At 35.8% G+C, this 17,483-nt stretch carries 15 protein-coding genes, 1 other RNA gene and 1 pseudogene; 16 read left to right on the top strand and 1 reads right to left on the bottom strand.

All coding sequences use genetic code 11. The features are described 5' to 3' along the window. Positions 1-169: 169 nt before the first annotated feature. From FH508_RS08740 to FH508_RS08770, 7 genes are all read left to right on the top strand, one after another. Positions 170-391 carry a transcriptional regulator gene (locus tag FH508_RS08740; RefSeq protein WP_139859524.1) on the top strand — a complete coding sequence of 74 codons (222 nt, stop codon included), beginning with the start codon at positions 170-172 and terminating at the stop codon, positions 389-391. 47 nt (positions 392-438) lie between these two features. Then, entirely contained in the window at positions 439-744 is a 306-nt protein-coding gene (locus FH508_RS08745; protein WP_139859532.1) for a YhjD family protein, read from the top strand. A 91-nt stretch (positions 745-835) separates the two neighbouring features. Next, positions 836-1,480: a HEPN domain-containing protein gene (locus FH508_RS08750; protein ID WP_139859522.1), complete on the top strand. Its 645-nt coding sequence runs from the start codon at positions 836-838 to the stop codon at positions 1,478-1,480. A 303-nt stretch (positions 1,481-1,783) separates the two neighbouring features. After that, a complete protein-coding gene (locus FH508_RS08755; RefSeq protein ID WP_139859520.1) occupies positions 1,784-2,074 on the top strand; it encodes a hypothetical protein in 291 nt (96 codons plus the stop codon). A 92-nt stretch (positions 2,075-2,166) separates the two neighbouring features. Further along, on the top strand, positions 2,167-2,547 hold the full coding sequence (locus FH508_RS08760) for a glycosyltransferase (protein WP_228134460.1): 381 nt from the start codon (positions 2,167-2,169) through the stop codon (positions 2,545-2,547). 13 nt (positions 2,548-2,560) lie between these two features. Next, the gene (locus FH508_RS08765) at positions 2,561-2,827 is read left to right on the top strand and encodes a hypothetical protein (protein ID WP_139859518.1); all 267 of its coding nucleotides are present in this window, start codon (positions 2,561-2,563) and stop codon (positions 2,825-2,827) included. Positions 2,828-2,834: 7 nt separating this feature from the next. After that, a complete protein-coding gene (locus FH508_RS08770; protein ID WP_139859528.1) occupies positions 2,835-5,342 on the top strand; it encodes a type IV secretory system conjugative DNA transfer family protein in 2,508 nt (835 codons plus the stop codon). Positions 5,343-5,366: 24 nt separating this feature from the next. Here the strand turns inward: FH508_RS08770 and FH508_RS08775 are convergent, their stop codons facing one another. Next, positions 5,367-6,314, bottom strand: a complete 948-nt coding sequence (locus FH508_RS08775; RefSeq protein ID WP_139859517.1) for an SHOCT domain-containing protein — start codon at positions 6,312-6,314, stop codon at positions 5,367-5,369. 429 nt (positions 6,315-6,743) lie between these two features. Between FH508_RS08775 and FH508_RS08780 the strand changes: the two are divergent. The 9 genes and pseudogenes from FH508_RS08780 to FH508_RS08820 all read left to right on the top strand — a co-directional run. Next, positions 6,744-7,202 (top strand): annotated as a pseudogene (locus FH508_RS08780) (Zn-binding domain-containing protein); the annotation flags it as partial. A gap of 748 nt (positions 7,203-7,950) precedes the next feature. After that, the gene (locus FH508_RS08785) at positions 7,951-9,198 is read left to right on the top strand and encodes a ribonuclease H-like domain-containing protein (RefSeq protein ID WP_172770967.1); all 1,248 of its coding nucleotides are present in this window, start codon (positions 7,951-7,953) and stop codon (positions 9,196-9,198) included. A 121-nt stretch (positions 9,199-9,319) separates the two neighbouring features. Beyond that, positions 9,320-9,619, top strand: a complete 300-nt coding sequence (gene gpsB, locus FH508_RS08790) for a cell division regulator GpsB (RefSeq protein WP_172770968.1) — start codon at positions 9,320-9,322, stop codon at positions 9,617-9,619. A 59-nt stretch (positions 9,620-9,678) separates the two neighbouring features. Beyond that, positions 9,679-10,057: RNase P RNA component class B (gene rnpB, locus FH508_RS08795), an RNA gene on the top strand. A 282-nt stretch (positions 10,058-10,339) separates the two neighbouring features. Next, positions 10,340-12,079 (top strand): sensor domain-containing protein, encoded by a 1,740-nt coding sequence (locus FH508_RS08800; RefSeq protein WP_172770969.1) that lies wholly within the window; start codon positions 10,340-10,342, stop codon positions 12,077-12,079. A 3-nt stretch (positions 12,080-12,082) separates the two neighbouring features. Beyond that, entirely contained in the window at positions 12,083-13,219 is a 1,137-nt protein-coding gene (locus FH508_RS08805; protein ID WP_172770970.1) for a THUMP domain-containing class I SAM-dependent RNA methyltransferase, read from the top strand. Between the two features lie 84 nt (positions 13,220-13,303). Beyond that, positions 13,304-15,211 (top strand): ATP-dependent DNA helicase, encoded by a 1,908-nt coding sequence (locus FH508_RS08810; RefSeq protein WP_172770971.1) that lies wholly within the window; start codon positions 13,304-13,306, stop codon positions 15,209-15,211. A gap of 255 nt (positions 15,212-15,466) precedes the next feature. Further along, on the top strand, positions 15,467-16,897 hold the full coding sequence (locus tag FH508_RS08815; RefSeq protein ID WP_228134461.1) for a sensor histidine kinase: 1,431 nt from the start codon (positions 15,467-15,469) through the stop codon (positions 16,895-16,897). Continuing rightward, positions 16,890-17,468 (top strand): ANTAR domain-containing response regulator, encoded by a 579-nt coding sequence (locus FH508_RS08820; protein ID WP_228134462.1) that lies wholly within the window; start codon positions 16,890-16,892, stop codon positions 17,466-17,468. The genes FH508_RS08815 and FH508_RS08820 overlap by 8 nt, the downstream gene beginning before the upstream one ends. Positions 17,469-17,483 lie beyond the last annotated feature (15 nt).

The following is a 17,483-nucleotide window of genomic DNA, read 5'->3' on the forward strand; positions in this document are numbered from 1 at the left end:
CCTGCTGTCACTATTTTTAGTTCATATTAACTATATCAATTAGACCTACTAATGTCATTAGCGTTCTAATAATTAATCCAAAATAAAAATAAATTTCACACTTTAAATACAGAACAAATGTGCGTATAATATATACAAACAAACGTTCTTATTAGAGGAGTGTACAGTGATGAAAGAACAACTGGTAAAAGCTATGCAACGCAATCAAATAGTAAACATGATGTATGTATCAAAAAGTGGTGAGATTACAAAGAGGCGAGTAAAACTTATTAAGGTTATCGGTGATTCATTCCAAGCATACTGCTTTACTCGACAAGCGAAGCGTACTTTTACTATCGATAACGTTTTGGCAGTTGTTCCAGTCCTTCAAAGAGAGCAATCAGTTATATGATAAACGCGGAGCAAAGAAGGCTACTTCATAAATATGTAGTTTATGATTTGGCAATACATTCATTACAGCGTGACTACAAAGTGATTGAAAAACTAAAAATGAGCAAAGTTTATTTGCCAATACTTGATAAGCTTTTAGATGACATTGCACAAGAATGCTACAACTCCAAGCGGCTATTGGCTAAAGATAAAATTAGAGTTGTGAAGTGGGAAAAGAATAGTGAATACTTTAGTGATTTGACCGTAGCCACAGCTGGAGAGGATTTAGTGTTAACGTATGCGAATATGGCATTGAAAACACAGGTTGAAAAGCTGTTGAATCAACATCTATATAAAGATGAAGTTAATACTTAGTTACGCATTAGATAATGTTGGTATAAAAGGAAATTTTTTTTCGAGGTATGATATACTTAACCTGAATTTTATAGAAAATGGGGGAAATATTATGAAAGATATTTTTTCGTATAACGGAGACATTAATAAAACAGCATATATGAATTGGCGTACGAGTCATCATGATCATTTACATAACATGCACGTAATTGCAAAAGGGTTTGCTGATTCTTCATTAGTATTAGTTGAACAAATCTTAAAAAATAATAACGAAGGTAAAGCAGCAGATTCATTAATATTTCCAATCTTATTTAATGCAAATCATGCAATTGAAGTTTATTTAAAATCATTAATATGGACTTTAAATACCCTTTTAAGGAATGGAAAAAATTACGACAATACTCATAATCTTAAAGTTTTATTAAATGAGGTAAAAAAATTAGAAAAAGAATTTGAAAATAAATTGGATTATGAAGACTTTTTTGGAAAGTTAGAAAATTATATAAATGAGTTATATAAAAAAATTGAAATTCAAAATAATAAAGGCAATACTTTTTCAGATATTACTTTTGCTAGATATTCACTAACTAGAGATAAAGAACCACAGTTTTATATAAATGAGTTCGACAATGTTGTCGTTGATTTATCAAACTTTATTTTAGTATTCAATGAAATATTTAAGAATCTTGATAATTTATCTATACACTATCAAGATTTAATTGAAATGAGAAATGAAATGGAATCTTATTATGAATAATTTTAAACCTTGAGAATTGTATCCTTTAAAGGTTTTAAGTTTGATAAAGTTCCCGAAGAAAATATTTATAAGCTAAACAGGTCTCAAATTGAGTCCTGTTTTTTTTTTATTATCCTTTTGTTTTTAAGCAATTCTTAGTCATGGAAAAAACTTTTAATTGGACAGACATCATTTCACATACTCGTGCATAAGCTAAATAGCAGCAAGCGCTATTAGCTTTCGAATCCGGTCGGGTACTAAATCCGACATTTTTTACGCATAAAACGCTAATAGCGCTCATATCGTTAGTGAGGTGTGGTATTTGTGGAAAAGAACAGATTTTCAAAACCCGTAGCATTTAATAGTAAAAACGAATCAGACAAGAAAATTTTAGACCACGTTAAACGAAGAAATTTTTCAGGTTATGTAAAAAAACTAATACTTGCTGATATTGCTTTAAAGGAAGCAAGTAAATCAAAAGTAGAGGAAACTAAAAACGAGCCAGTTAATCAGGCAAAAGAAACGGCTGCTGAAAAACTGGCTCGTATGCAAGATCAATTAAAGAAAAGACCCAATTACGTGCGTAACGATACCGATGGCAGCACCGATTCCTAATCCAATCACAAAAGTCATGTTTCAACCTTCCTCTCGATGTTTTGTTGTTAGTTTGGCCATGTGATATTTAATAAATACATGGAGGCGATTGGATGATATTAAACCCTGCTTACGATTTTTTAAATGCAGACTACAAAAATCCTAATTTGACGAAAGTAAAGTTGGAGGAGCTAGATAGTGTAGAAAAGCCAAAATTTAATAAGGCTAAAATTATTACTTTGTCAGTTCCAGGCTTACTTTTAACTGCACCTTTATCAGCTTTTGCAGCTACAACGGATAGTACATTTAAAAACGTGTACGATGCAGTAATGAACATCTTCGATGCTGGTGTTGTAATAGTAATAATTTTTGCTGGTGCTGCTTGGACACTTGGGCATCGCTCAAAGGCTATCGAGTTATTAATTGGTGTGTGCTGTGGTTATTTACTTGCTCGTCATGCCATTGATATTCGTGATTTCTTAAAATCGATATAGAAGGGTTGAGTGAATGACATTTATCGATAAATGGGTAGAAGAAGCAGATCGTAAGTTGATGACAAATATTAAAGAGTCAGTTTCAGAAACGGTTAATAGTGCCTTAAGTACATCTTGGGATTGGTTTGTTGGTGTGCTACCTGATTTAACTGGATATGCTACATTAGCTGCAGGTGCGGCGGTTATTTTAAGCACTGCTGCTGGGCAAGGTATGATTAAGCCTTTAGGTATTTATTCATGTGTACTTATCACGTCTTTGTGCATTTTGGTAGGTGTTTAATGTGACGATGTATTACCCTGCTGTGGTTAATGAGTATCTGCCTGCGTTACGTGAAGAAAAATCAAAAACTGTATTTTCATTTGATAAGATTAAAAAAGCATTTAAGACATCCAATTATTTTGAGTATGTGCGGAATAATATGATTGTATATCGCATTATTCCGCATGCTGATGTAACAGTTAACAATAAACGCTTGTGGCGTGCGTTGCATAAGATGTACGAAATGTACGAAAAGCCAGGTACAAGACTTGAAAGGGAAGGGTTCAAATTTACTTTTCGTGAAAAGGATTTATTTTGGTTCGATGTACTTTTCAAACAAAGAGATGGTAACAAGTCAGTAGAGTTTTATGTAGCGACAAGTGAATACCAAGCTCAAAAATTAAAAAGAAAAATTGAGAATAAAATGAGTGTTACTTTTACAGAAGCTTCTATTGAAGATATACATATACCTGATGAAAATACGATAGTCCAAGAACTACGGTACTTAAAACATGACATTTTTAGTTTGAACCATAATGCCAATGACACGAAAACACCTATTGGTAATCTGTTAAATGTAATTGAAGAATTGCAATTTGACGGGGATACAGCTCGTTTAAGTATCTGCAACCAAGTTGAGAACCGCAACAAATGGGTGAAAAATGCGCAATGGACGTATGAGAAGGCATCTAAAGGCAAAGTTCCACAAAGACAGACATTGAGTGGTAAACGAATAGTAAATGCCACAAAAGTAGGCGTAGGAGCCATCGTAAATGAAATCAATGATTTAATAACTGACATTTTTCAAGCGTTTAGTAATGCTTTCTTTAAATCAGATAAGACAATCGAAAAGAAAGATGTCATAAGCAAAGCACATAGTATAGAAGATGAGATTGGTACAACACGACTAAGCAGGGAAAAAGGAAACTTACCTGTGTTTAGATCGCATATCCGTGTAGCTTCTCACTCTGTTGATAGATTGACACGAGACAGCGTGGCCGAATCTATCTCACTTGCTTTGCAAGACCTAACAGATACGAATGAATTACAAGGTGTTAAAGTTAGTAATAAAAAGAAATGTAAGAAAATTATTGACGAAATGAATAAACTTCAACTAAATTTAACTACTCTTAATGATCCAAATGTAAATCTAGTGAGCACTGATGAAATGAGTAAACTGGCACTCATGATGCCAAACAAAGATTTACAGCGTAAATTCGCTGACGCGTTAAGTACTAAAAAACACGTTGAGGTAGAGATACCGAAAGCTTTACAAGATACTAGCGGTATACATTTAGGCACTGCTGAATTAAAGGATTCTAAAATCAATGTGTTCATGCCTGTTTCTAATCCTGATGAATTATATCGCGGCTATACTTTTATTGGTGGTCAAGGTGCTGGTAAAGATACAGCAATCATTAACTGGATTGTTGAGAGCAATATGAAGCATGGCATTAGCTTCGTCATTCCAGATGCCATAAACGAGGATGGTAGGGGAATGGCTGATAGCGTGCGTGATTCATTACCAGCTGACAAAATCGTAGATATTGATTTATCTGACGATGAATACAAAGTGCCAATGGATTTAACAGAGGTGATCGCTAAACTTGGCCGTAATGGTGCCTCTCGTTTTGCAGATGAAATGATTGATTTCATGCAGATTGATGGGCTCACTAGGTCACAAAGATATTTAAAAGCAGCTGCTAAAGCATCCAAGGGCTCCTTATATAAAATCAAACAAATAATTGAGGATGAAGATTTTAGAATTGACGTCATTGCACAGCTTATTGATTCAGGCAATCAACGCCTAGCTAGAGAATTAATGTCCTGGGGCACAAATGTCGAATTAGGGAGTAAAGCAGATCCGATACTTAACCGATTAGACCAATTCTTTGGAAACGATGTACTATACGATATTTTTGCACAAGATTCATTAGATAGCGTTAATTTTGAAAAATGGATGCAAGAAGGGAAAGTAATTATTTTACGGATACCTAATAGGAAATTAGGAGAAATGGCAACAAAAACTCTGTTGCATTGGGTGACGTTGAAAACATTTATGACACGAATGCTGATGTCCCAAGAAGAAAAGAAAAACGGCTGTTTTGTAGTCTTTAATGAGCCTGAGCAATACCAAACGGACGGCTTAAGTAAACTAATGGGGCGTATAGGCACCGAAGGCAGAAAAGAGCGTCTAGGCAGTTTATACGCATTCCATCATTGGAATAAGCTTTCACCTAGTCTACAAGAGAATTTACAAGGTGGTGGGGTGCAACAATTCCTATTCATGAACGACCATACGAAAACATTCGATATGTCGAAGCATCGTTTTGAAGATACGATACCAATTGAAGAGGCTTATAAGCTACCTGCACATCATGCAATAGTAAGCGTACGAACAGCTGGAGAGCTTCAACCAGCATTTATATGTAAGATGGCTCCACCTAGAGAGAAACAATACAACAACGGCCACTTAACCAAAATGCACACAAAAGAGTATGGCAGACCGTGGCAAGAACTTCAGGAAACCCTATAAAAATAGCCACTCAAATAGAGTGGCTTAAATACCTAAAAGCTGTTTCTTTTTCGCATCGAATTCATCTTGTGTCAAAATGCCTTCATCTAAAAGCTGTTTGAATTTTATTATCTCATCAGCTGTGCTAAGTTGCACTGGCGCTCCTGATTGAGAATTAGATTCTTCCTCTTCTGCAACTATCAACATGGAGAGCTTCTCTAAAACTTTCTTGTCACACTTAATAACTAAGGCAACTTTTTCACCATTTAACCTTTTAAGGTAAAGCGTAGCTACTGACTTATCTTTACCAACATTCGCACCCATAGCACCAGCGATTGCACCGGCATTTCCGAATGTACTACCAATTAAAGACCATCCTGCAATGTCAAAAGCACTCTTTTGGATATTTTCTACTCGTTCCCATTTTATTAATTTGAATACTTCAGGCGTGTTATGGTAATCAACTGTGATTTCAACTTCACCATTTTTAGTCTGCAATAACTTATAAAGGCTTCCTTTGTCTTTTAACTGATCCTTACCGTTAAGGATATCAATGTAAGTTTTAATTGGTTTAGGGCCTTTTTCTTTATTTTGTGGAGTTCCCTTTTCCGGAATACCGAATAAATCTTCTAGTTCGTCTGCAAAGTGCTTAGTGGCATTGTCATTGTTTAGTTTTATCTTTACCTCAGACTTTAAGTAAACAAAATTTATTTCTACGGACAATAATTTTCTATTAATAATTAAATTAGTGATATCCTCTAAATCGTAGGAGACTAACGTCATGTCATTTTTAAACTTATCTAAAGTGAGGAGCCTTTCAGATGTTAATAGGTAAAGAAAAGTTGTTAGCTTTTTAGAACCTGTTGTAGCTGATTCAACGCTTTCATCGCTTCGGATGTGTGATTTTAAAAAAGCAATATCATCTTCTACAAAAGAGATAACAGTCTTACCAGCTGGTTGAAGGAAAGACCTTATGTGATCTGTAGTATTCATTTATAAGCCGCCTTTCAGGATTGTTTAAATATGAATAAACTATACCACTTTTTACAGATGTTAGGGTAAACAAATGGTTGAATTAAGGGGCAACAAACTCTAAAAAGGCAACAAATAGCAACGATTTAAAGCGTTAAAGTAGGTAAACAAAGGCAACAAGGGTAAACGGATGCTGTTGCCGTTTCTGTGATAGCAAAACCCTTGCGGTCAAAGGTTTTGCTTATATAAGTAAACAAAGTAAACAAATATTATCTATTGAGTGTATTTATATAATATAGGTGTATATAGCATATATAATATATACCTAATACGCCTAATACATATATACTATAAGCATATGTAAAACTTTGTTGCCCGGAGTTACTGAGAAGTGAAATAGGGGGAATGGGGACATCTTTGTATTTTCATGGTTTTTTACTTAAGTTAAATAAAATCCGCTTTGGAACGCATGATAACATTGGTTCTGGTCCCATTCATCTCCCACCAGATGAGATGCATACAAGTTCATCGTGGCTATCATTTTTAGCGCCTGATAAATGGACCGAAGAAGATTTGACCGAAGCTATGACGGGAGCAGCCTATGCAATGAATGCCTTTATCCCATTATTTATTCAATGTGATAGTAGTGATGTCGCAGTAGTGCCGCAAGTGAAGGCAACACACAACGAACAACCGACATTTTTTGTCTATGATAAGTATCCAGGTGGTATTGGTTTAAGTGATAAGGTTTATGATTTGTGGGAGGACTTAGTGATGAAGGCACAGCAACATATTACAGCATGTCCTTGTAAATCTGGTTGTCCATCTTGTATCGGTCCACAAGAATCAATCATTGATTCAAAAAGTAAAGTCGTCAAACTTCTTCATTTGCTGAACGACAATTATTAGTTTGAAGAATTTTAAAAAAACGACTTTATAATTAAGTACTGAACATTCTACAAAGGCGAATGCTAAAACTTTGTAGAATGTTTTTTGTTGCTCATAGGAAAAGAAATAGTATTGTAGATGGTTCAAACGGGGAATTCAACTGCCACGGGCACAAATGGCAAAAGTACTCGTTTTAGCGTTCAACTGAACATTAGGTGGGACGTGTTTTTTCAAAGATGTAGCAACTGCGTATTGGAGCTGTCATTATATCGCTGTCTCTGAACATAAAAGGATTGGATTAGAGGAAGGTAGTTTTCGAGTGACACAGGCATATTTTTTTGTATTCACGTATTGTGAAATGAAGCAATAACATAAAAAGCACATCCTCTCTTTTTACAAAAGGAAGAGGATGTGCTTTACTATTTAGAAAGATACTATATTTCTAGATTCTTTATATAGTAATAGCTAAAGAGTTGTCATTACTTTCTTGAAAGTTCACTTTTAAATAATTCAATTTTTAAATATCTTATGTGTAAAATAAGTACCTCTTAGTTTTAACACATATAAATGGATGCGTTATAATTGTAGTGTATGATGGGAGAGGTAGGGATAAATCCCACATTCATCAATAGAATGTCATAATGTTGTGGTAAAAGACGCGGTATAAAGGCCGACCAATATTTTTAATTTTAAAATTTAGTATACAGTAGATAAAAGTGAGGAACTACGAGTATTAAAAAAACTTACAGGCAGAAAATGAGTGAAGTTAATGTCTTACGAAAATAAAATATTACAAATGAAAAAAATGCTCGGAAAAAAAGTAGAAAAACAGGTAGCTACTGAAGAACCAGCTTTTCAAAAGCCGAATGCTCCTAACTATACCGAGCAGTGGCAAAAGGCTGGACTTACGCGCATTGATAATGACTTTGGTATCGTTTTTAAACGACAGGTGCATTATCCATTTCATTATCAGCACGGTCACTATCAATTGCAGTCATTTTTTGATGCCCTCACAAAATGGCAAAGTGCTGATTTTGAACATCCCTATGCACTAGATTTGGATGAAAAAGTGCTGTTTTTTGATACGGAGACGACTGGTTTAAAAGGTGTTGGGACACAAATCTTTCTTCTAGGCTTTTTAGAACTGACAGATCATGATTTTGTCTTAACGCAATATGTTTTAGCAGATCCTGCTCATGAAGCAGCCATGTTATTTGAATCAAGACTTTGGCAAAAAACAGCAACGATAATTACGTATAACGGTAAAAGCTTCGATTGGCCACAACTTGAAACAAGATGGACGCTCAACCAGAAAGTATTACCGAAATTACGGACACAACGACAAATTGATTTACTGCATAGCTCTAAGCGATTATGGAAAAATGATATGGAGCGCATGAAATTAAAATCAGTAGAAGAGGAGAAGCTTGGCTTTTCACGTTTGGGCGATATTCCTGGCTACTTAGCACCAATAATTTACCTTGATGCTGTGAAAAGCGGTGTGCCTGATGCGCTGATGAAGGTTCTTATTCATAATGAATGGGATTTGCTGTCCCTTATTACCTTATATGTTCATTCTACCAACTTATTGTTTGAAGAGGCGAGTGATGAATCAGCCAATACTTATACGAATATTGGGAAATGGTATGCTGATTTAAAGAAAAGCCCTCAAAGTGTTAACGTTTTAGAAAAGGTCACGGCCCAATTTGATGCACGAGAAGCAGGCAATGCCCAATTTTATTTGGCAATCCAACTTAAAAAAAATAAGCAATTCAACGAAGCAATCGATGCTTTTGTGGCTTCACTCCACTTTATAGAGCCACGTAAAAAGTTGCAGGCGTTAGAACAATTAGCTATGATCTATGAGCATCAAATGAAAGATTACAAGCAGGCCCTTAATTATACATTAGAAGGTATACAATTGATTACTTCGACTGAGGAATGGCGAATGGAACAAAAGCAAAAATGGGCAATTTCTTGGGAAAAGAGAATGCACAGATTAGGAAATAAGCAATAATTTCCCGGGTAAGCGCAAGAAACGACAAGTTTAGCCTTACAATTGATGGTTACAGACGATATAATGTTATGAAATATGCTATAATGAATTCGTGTATGTAGTGCGAGGAAGGGCGATGTGAATGGACATTAAATTAACTTCAAAAATGATTCTTGAAAAGGAATTTAAGAAAAACTTTAAAGGCTATAATGTAGAAGAGGTCGATTCTTTTCTTGATGAAATCATTCAAGATTATGAATCGTTTGAAAAAGTTGTTGCTCAACTGAAAGAAGAGAATAGACAGCTAAAAGAAGAAATAGAAAATACGCCAAAGAGACAACCGCAGCCAGCCGTATCAGCAGCAGGTACAACCAACTTTGATATTCTCAAACGACTTTCAAATTTAGAAAAACATGTATTTGGTAGCAAGCTTTACGAATAATTTTTATCATATACATTGTATTTATCATAAAACTCTAGTATAATCTTCGTATCATCATGAAATTCGAGTAATCGCTGCGACGCTAGACGTCGTAGAGGAAAGTCCATGCTCACACGGTTCTGCGATGGCCGTAGTGTTCGTGCTTACTGAAAAAATAAGGTAAGGCAGCTTAAAGCTGACGGCGGAAGGAAGACCTAAGTCTTTTTGATATGGTTGACACTTCCTGAAAGTGCCACAGTGACGAAGCTTGTTTGGAAACATACAAGGTGGAACGAGGTAAACCCCACGAGTGAGAAACCCAAATTATGGTAGGGGCACTCTCTTGAAGGAATTGAACGGATAGAGGGACAGAGTTCGCTCTGTAGATAGATGATTACTGCCCGGTCGTACGAGGCGCAAGCTGTTTGAGTACTCGGGAACAAAACATGGCTTATTGAATTTTTTGATGCTTAACTACGAAATAACAAGCGCTCTCCAATTCGGTGGAGAGCTTTTCTTTTGAACTAATTAAAGTTGTATCTATTACTTATGATGTCTAGTCATGCGCGATATACGCCTGAGGTTAGGCTAACACCATGTTGGCCGCGCCTCTGTCGATACGCTTCAAAGTCATAACATCACCGTTATCGTATGGACGCGACATACATACCTACGCAAAAAAGTAGGAACGCGCTTTTCTAAAAATAAGGGTAGTATCGATAGATAGGATGGAGCGGAAACATGGGCGGAGTAATTAATAATCTGGAGAAGATTAATTCGATTTCTAAATACCCCACTTCCTTACTGAAGAAAATTTTTGAAAATGTATCTGAAGGCATTATGATTACGGATAAACATAAGAAAATAGAGATGGTTAATCCAGCATTTGAATTCGTTACAGGCTATAAACGCGATGAAGTGATAGGAAAAACGCCCGCGGTGTTGCAGTCAGGTGTACATGAGTTATCCTTCTATTTGACAATGTGGGAAAAGATTCGACAAGAAGGAATATGGCAAGGTGAAATTTGGAATCGTCGTAAAACAGGAGATGTGTATCCTGAATGGTTAACAATTGTTAGCATAACAAATGATGTGGGAGAAATTACAAACTATTGTGGTATTTTCACAGATCTTTCTGAAAGAAAAATAGTAGAAAATGAACTAGAAAAGCGTTTGTTAACAGATTCCTTAACAGATGTATCAAATCGATTTGCTTATATTGAGAGAATGGATAACCTACTAGAATCGTCTTCTACTATTTCTCATTCAGTACAGCATGCTATCTATTTCCTTGATTTGGATAGATTTAAACAAATAAATGATACGTTAGGTCATGCAGTAGGAGATACAATTCTTGTAGAAGCAGCAAAACGTATTCAAACTTTGCTAAAAAATAAAGATATCATTGCAAGGTACGGCGGAGATGAATTTATCGTTACATTAACGAATGTAAAAAATGTGCGAGAAGCTGCGAAATTTGCTGAGCAAATTATTGGCATTATAGAACAACCGATGAATATAAATGGACAAGATGTCTTTATCTCTACGAGTATTGGAATTAGTATGTATCCCGCTGATGGGGTTACATCTGAGCAGCTTATTACTTGTTCAGATAAAGCGATGACCTATTCTAAAAAGAATGGTCTTAATAGCTATTCATTTTATTTTGATGAATTGCAAACTGACAGTCAGCGTGTTCTTTTGCTAGATTCAGAGTTACGTAGAGCGATTGAAAATCGCGAATTTGAGCTGCATTTTCAACCGAAAATTACTGTGGAAAATGAAAATATTCAAGGACTTGAGGCACTTGTTCGCTGGAATAATGAAAGACTTGGATTCGTATCTCCAGCAGAATTTATTCCATATGCTGAGGAAACAGGACTTATTATTCCATTAAGCGAAGTCATCATTGAAATGGCTTGTGAAGCAGCGATCAAATTACAACAATTTGGTCGTAAAATACCGATTGCAATTAATATTTCAAGCATTCATTTTAAGCAGCAAAACTTTTTAGAGTCGATTCAGACAATACTGGAACGATACAACACGTCCGCTAACAATTTTGAAATAGAAGTTACAGAGCGCACTGTTATGAATAGTGCTAGTGAAACGGTCAGCAAGCTCGTTCGACTAAAACAACTAGGCTTTAAAATTTCGATTGACGATTTTGGTACAGGCTATTCATCACTAAGCTATTTAGTTCGATTCCCACTCGATTGTTTAAAAATTGATCGTAGCTTCATTCAACATATTAGTTCGCTCGATGAAAAACAGGCAGTTGTAGATGCTATTATTCAAATGTCACATCGTCTAAAAATGAAAGTTGTCGCAGAAGGTGTAGAACAAGCGCAACAAGTGGATATACTACGAAAAATGAACTGTGATATTATCCAAGGCTATTATTACAGCAAACCATTACCACTTCCCGAATTGCTGGAGTATATCGAGTTTTGGGAAATTGAACATCAAGGAAGGAAATAATGTATGGCAAATTATAAATTAGTAGCAACGGCTGCAATGGGCTTAGAAGCGATTGTAGCACAAGAAGTACAGGCTCTCGGTTATGAAACGACAGTCGAAAACGGCAAGGTTTATTTTGAAGGTGACGAAACAGCTATTGCACGCACGAACTTATGGCTACGTGTAGCAGATCGTGTGAAAATTGTCGTAGGACAATTTCCTGCAAAGTCTTTTGAGCAACTGTTTGAAAGTGTAAAGGCGTTACCATGGGAAAAATATTTACCAGTAGACGCATCATTTCCTGTGTCAGGAAAATCGGTAAAGTCTAAATTATTTAGTGTGCCAGATTGCCAAGCCATTACGAAAAAAGCAATTGTAGAACGCATGAAGCAGCATTATAAACGTCTTGGATTTTTAGATGAATCTGGTGCAACTTATAAAATTGAAGTTTCAATTTTAAAAGATGTGGCTACACTTACCATTGATACTTCTGGCGCTGGCCTACATAAGCGTGGCTACCGACAAGCTCAAGGGGAAGCACCGTTAAAAGAAACTTTAGCTGCAGCACTTGTTCAGATTTCAAAATGGAATCCGAATCGACCGTTTGTAGATCCATTTTGTGGGTCAGGTACGATTGCCCTAGAAGCAGCAATGTACGGACAAAATATCGCACCAGGCTACAACCGTGAATTTATTTCGGAGAGCTGGCCTTGGATGAAAGCGAAAATTTGGGAAGCGGTTCGAGATGAAGCAGATAGCATAGCCAATTACGATCAACCACTGGAGATAATTGGTTCAGATATTGATCATCGCATGGTAAGCATTGCGCAAGAAAATGCTCTTGAAGCAGGTTTTGGGGACATGATTACGTTCAAACAAATGCAAGCTCGTGACTTTACAACACTGCTTACAGATGGCGTTATGATTGGGAATCCGCCATACGGTGAACGTATTGGTGATGTAGAAGTTGTGGAGCAGGTCATTCGTGATTTAGGACAAGTCATGAAAAACTATCCAACTTGGTCAGTGTACATGCTGTCCTCCATGAAAAACTTTGAAGAATTGTACGGTCGTCAAGCGACGAAAAAACGTAAGTTATTCAATGGTTTTATTGAAACGAATTATTATCAATACTGGGGACAAAAGTCTAAAAGAGACTAACTAGAGTAACGGAAGGTGAGATTTTTTCTTATCTTCCGTTTCGTCGCGTATAATAGGAACAGATTGTATGAGGGGGAACGTCAATTGCGTAAATCTTTACCATTTGCATTAACAAAGGATCGCTCGTTTTTCGAGTCATTAGGTGACTGGATGGGAGACGTCCTTTATGATGAATTACCAGAAAAAGGATTTGAATGCCGTGATGAGCAAATTTTTATGGCGTATCAAATTGAACAGGCTTTAAAAGAGAAAAATGTATTATTTGCTGAAGCGGGAGTAGGGACAGGGAAAACAATTGCTTATTTACTACCTGCTGTTTCCTATGCACGTTATACAGGTAAACCAGCATTGATAGCCTGTGCAGATGAAACATTAATTGATCAGCTCGTAAAAGAGGGCGGCGATATTTATAAATTACAAAAAACACTTGGTTTAGAAATTGATGTACGTTTAGCAAAATCACGTGATCAATATTTATGCTTAAAGCGTTTCGAGGAAGCCGAAAAAGTTGAAACAGATGAATGGATTGATGATATAGCCTTTTCAATTCCTGACGGTGTATATGCACAAGGTTCGATGATTGCTGTGCAACCATACGGCGACCGCAGTGATTATCCAACGGTTAGTGATGAAGATTGGCACAAGGTCAATTATAACGCCATTATGCAATGCTCTGTATGTGATCTACGTAATCGTTGCGGTCAAACTCTTCACCGTGCACATTACCGTAAGTCGACGGATTTAATTATTTGCTCGCAAGACTTTTTAATGGAGCATTTAGCAACAAAAGAGTCACGTGAACGTGAAGGACAGTTAGCGTTACTTCCAGAAGTATCGATGATGGTTCTGGACGAAGGGCATTTATTAGAATATGCTGCACAGAAAGCGATGACATACAAAGTTCAGGCGAAGACAATTGTTCCACTCTTAGAACGTTTAATGGTAGATGGTGTGCGTGAACGAACTTTGTATGCAATGGAAAAATTACAAGACGATCACGAACTATTTTTTGACCAACTTCGTGATGATATTGTAGCTTCTGAGGAAGAACGTAAGCGTATAAACAAATCCGCAGCACTTTTAAAATATGGAAAACAACTTATCCAAGACGTGGAAATACTGCTTGAGGAATTTGTCTTTGAATCAGAAATGTATATGATTCCAGAGTATGAGTTAAATATGGCAGAAGAATATTTGGAGCAATATCAAGCTTCACTTCGCATTTTTACTGCGCAAGGGGATGCTGTTGACTGGCTAGAGGAAACAGATGGCGAGGAAACACTTGTTATTATGCCAAGACTTATTACAGAAGTTTTAGAAGAAAAATTATTCTCGAAAAAACTTCCAATCGTATTTTCTTCTGCAACACTATCTGTTAATAAAGATTTCTCATATATTGCTTATAGTCTTGGTATTAATAATTACCAATCCTTCTCAGTACCGTCTCCTTTTGATTATGAAGCGGTAATGAAAATCTATTTACATGAACTATCTCAAAATAATAAAACAGCTCGTGTTCAACAACTGCTACGAGATGGAGAAAAGACATTAATATTATTCAAATCTAAACAAGCAATGTTAAACTTTAAGGCAGAATTACCTATTATGGAACGTATGCATGTTGCATTTGAAGGGGATCGAGAACTATCTGCAATAGTGCGTGATTTCCAAGAAGGTACTGTGAAAACATTATGTTCCTATCATTTATGGGAAGGTTTAGATTTGCCTGAAGAAGCACTGACTCGTGTCATTATTTATGACTTGCCTTTCCCTCCACATGATCCATTGTTTGATGCTAAACGGACGTTTGCTGAAAATCCGTATGAAGAAGTAGAATTACCATTTATGCAACTGCGTCTTCAACAAGGAATGGGACGATTAATAAGAACATCGAACGATCATGGGGATATTCATATTTTGTTAAATGAAGAAGAAGCTAAGCAACGTGAAACATTTGAAAATATTTTAGCGGTGACACCAGAAATAAAATAAAAATAAGCGAGTTTGCCATCGAAGCAAACTCGCTTTTTTAAATATATAGAAATAGTAATTTTGACACGATATTAATATAGTGTCGAAAAAAGTGTTGAATATTTCTCTTTTAAACTATATAGTTCTTTGTAATGTGGTGTAATTGATTAAAACATTAAATTTTTCTTCTTGAAAATAATTTTACAAAAGGTTTATAATGATGACAAGAAATTTAAGGAATAGTTACGCTCACTGGTGAGTATTCTATGGTAGGGGGTGGGCCTGTCGAGCATTCAAACATTATGTAGTAGCTATACAAACTTATCAAATAGAGATATTGAGAAGTTAGTAGAGCTTGAAACGACACTATCCTATTATGCTGAATTGACAGATTGCTATATGTTTATAGATTGCTTGGTAGAAAATTTACCACATGCAATCGTCATAGCAGAGGCATTCCCTACAAAAGAAATTGGTTTATACGAGAAATCAGTAATTGGCAAATTCGTATTTGAAAGCTTTGAACCTGCAGTATTTGCAGCTTTTAAATATAAAGAAAAATCGTCAATTTCTAGAGGTATCACACAAGAAGGTATCACCGTTGAACAAAATGTAGTCCCAGTCTTTAATGACGAAGGACAGGTTATTGCCGTGTTGATTCAAGAAAAAAAGGTTAAAATGCAAACTGCACCAAAGGATGATTTTGCAAATATGCCTTTTGCTTTAATTGAGCATATCGTCGAACCTAATACGCAACCAATTCCTGTTGTGTCTGATTTATTAGTAGAGTCAATTATACTTACGAATCATGAAAATAAAGTAATTTATAGCAATCCAGCGGGCTATCGTTTTATTACGGAGCTTTCAGGGCTAGAGCATTTTGACAATATAGCATTGGACAAAATTTTACCTTTTTTACAAGAAGTCTATGATAAAGGCGATGATGTCTTTTTCTTAGAAGTTACGATTGATCGTAAATCGTTTATAGTGAAAAAAATACCAATACGCAGTCAACATGATAAAGTCACACTTCTTATCATTCATGATCTAACAGAGTTAAAGCTGAAAGAAAATGAACTGATGATGAAGACATTTGCTATTAGAGAAATTCACCATCGTGTGAAAAATAATTTACAAACGGTTACAAGTCTATTGCGATTGCAAATGCGAAATGACTTAGCAGCTTCAAATGCAAGCGCTTTTCAAGAAGCATTAAATCGAATATATAGTATTTCCTCTGTCTATGAGCTTATTTTAGAAAATGAGGATAATGCAGAAGAAAAAGTTGATGTTATCGCTTTGTCTAAAAAGATAGGGCATAAAATGGTTGGAACTACGAATACACCATTTATTCAATTAGTGTTCCATAATGATGAAATTCAGCTATATTGTCATGCGAAAAAAGCTGTTTCTCTCGCTTTAATCATTTGTGAATTGCTACAAAATGCATTAAAGTATGCTTTTATCGATCGCGAGGAAGGTATAATCGATATTCAATTTCTTCAAGATGCATCCTTTATTTCACTTCATATTTCCGACAACGGCGTTGGTATGCAAGAGGTGAAGGCATCTTTTGGAATGGAGATTATTACAAGACTTGTCGAATATGATTTAGCTGGCACATTTACAATTATCCCTAGTGAACAAGGTACACATACTCAAATTCAGTTTCCTGTAAGTGAGGAGGTATTTATCCTAAATGACTAGGAAAGTAATGATTGTTGAAGACGAATCACTTATTGCCATTGATTTGAAATTTATGCTAGAGGATAATGGCTATGAAGTCGTTGCACAAGCAAATAATGGAGAATCAGCGATTGAGCTAGCTTTTACACATAAGCCACAGTTGATATTGATGGACATTAAAATGCCAAAGCTAGATGGTTTAAAAGCAAGTAAAATTATAGAACAGCAGTTAGGTATACCAGTCCTTTTTATATCAGCTTACAGCGAAAAAGAATTGTTATTGTACATGAAACAGGATAATATTTTAGGTTATGTTATGAAACCGTTTTCCGAGAAAAATGTCCTGCCAGCATTGGAAGTGGCATTTCATCAAATTGATAAATTCAATCGGCTAAACGGTGAAATTTTGCATAAGCAAAGTGAATTAGATAAGCGGAAATTAATCGAACGAGCGAAAGGCTTACTGATGCAATCAGAAAAACTTAGCGAAGACGAGGCTTATAAAAAAATTCGCAATGAGAGTATGCAAAGTCAGCAGGAAATGGTAACAATCGCAAAACGAATTATCAATACGTTACAAGTGAATAGTTGAAGCAAAGACGCTTAA

It is taken from the genome of Lysinibacillus sp. CD3-6, from assembly GCF_006351725.2.
In the GTDB taxonomy this organism is placed as follows: Bacteria; Bacillota; Bacilli; order Bacillales_A; family Planococcaceae; genus Lysinibacillus.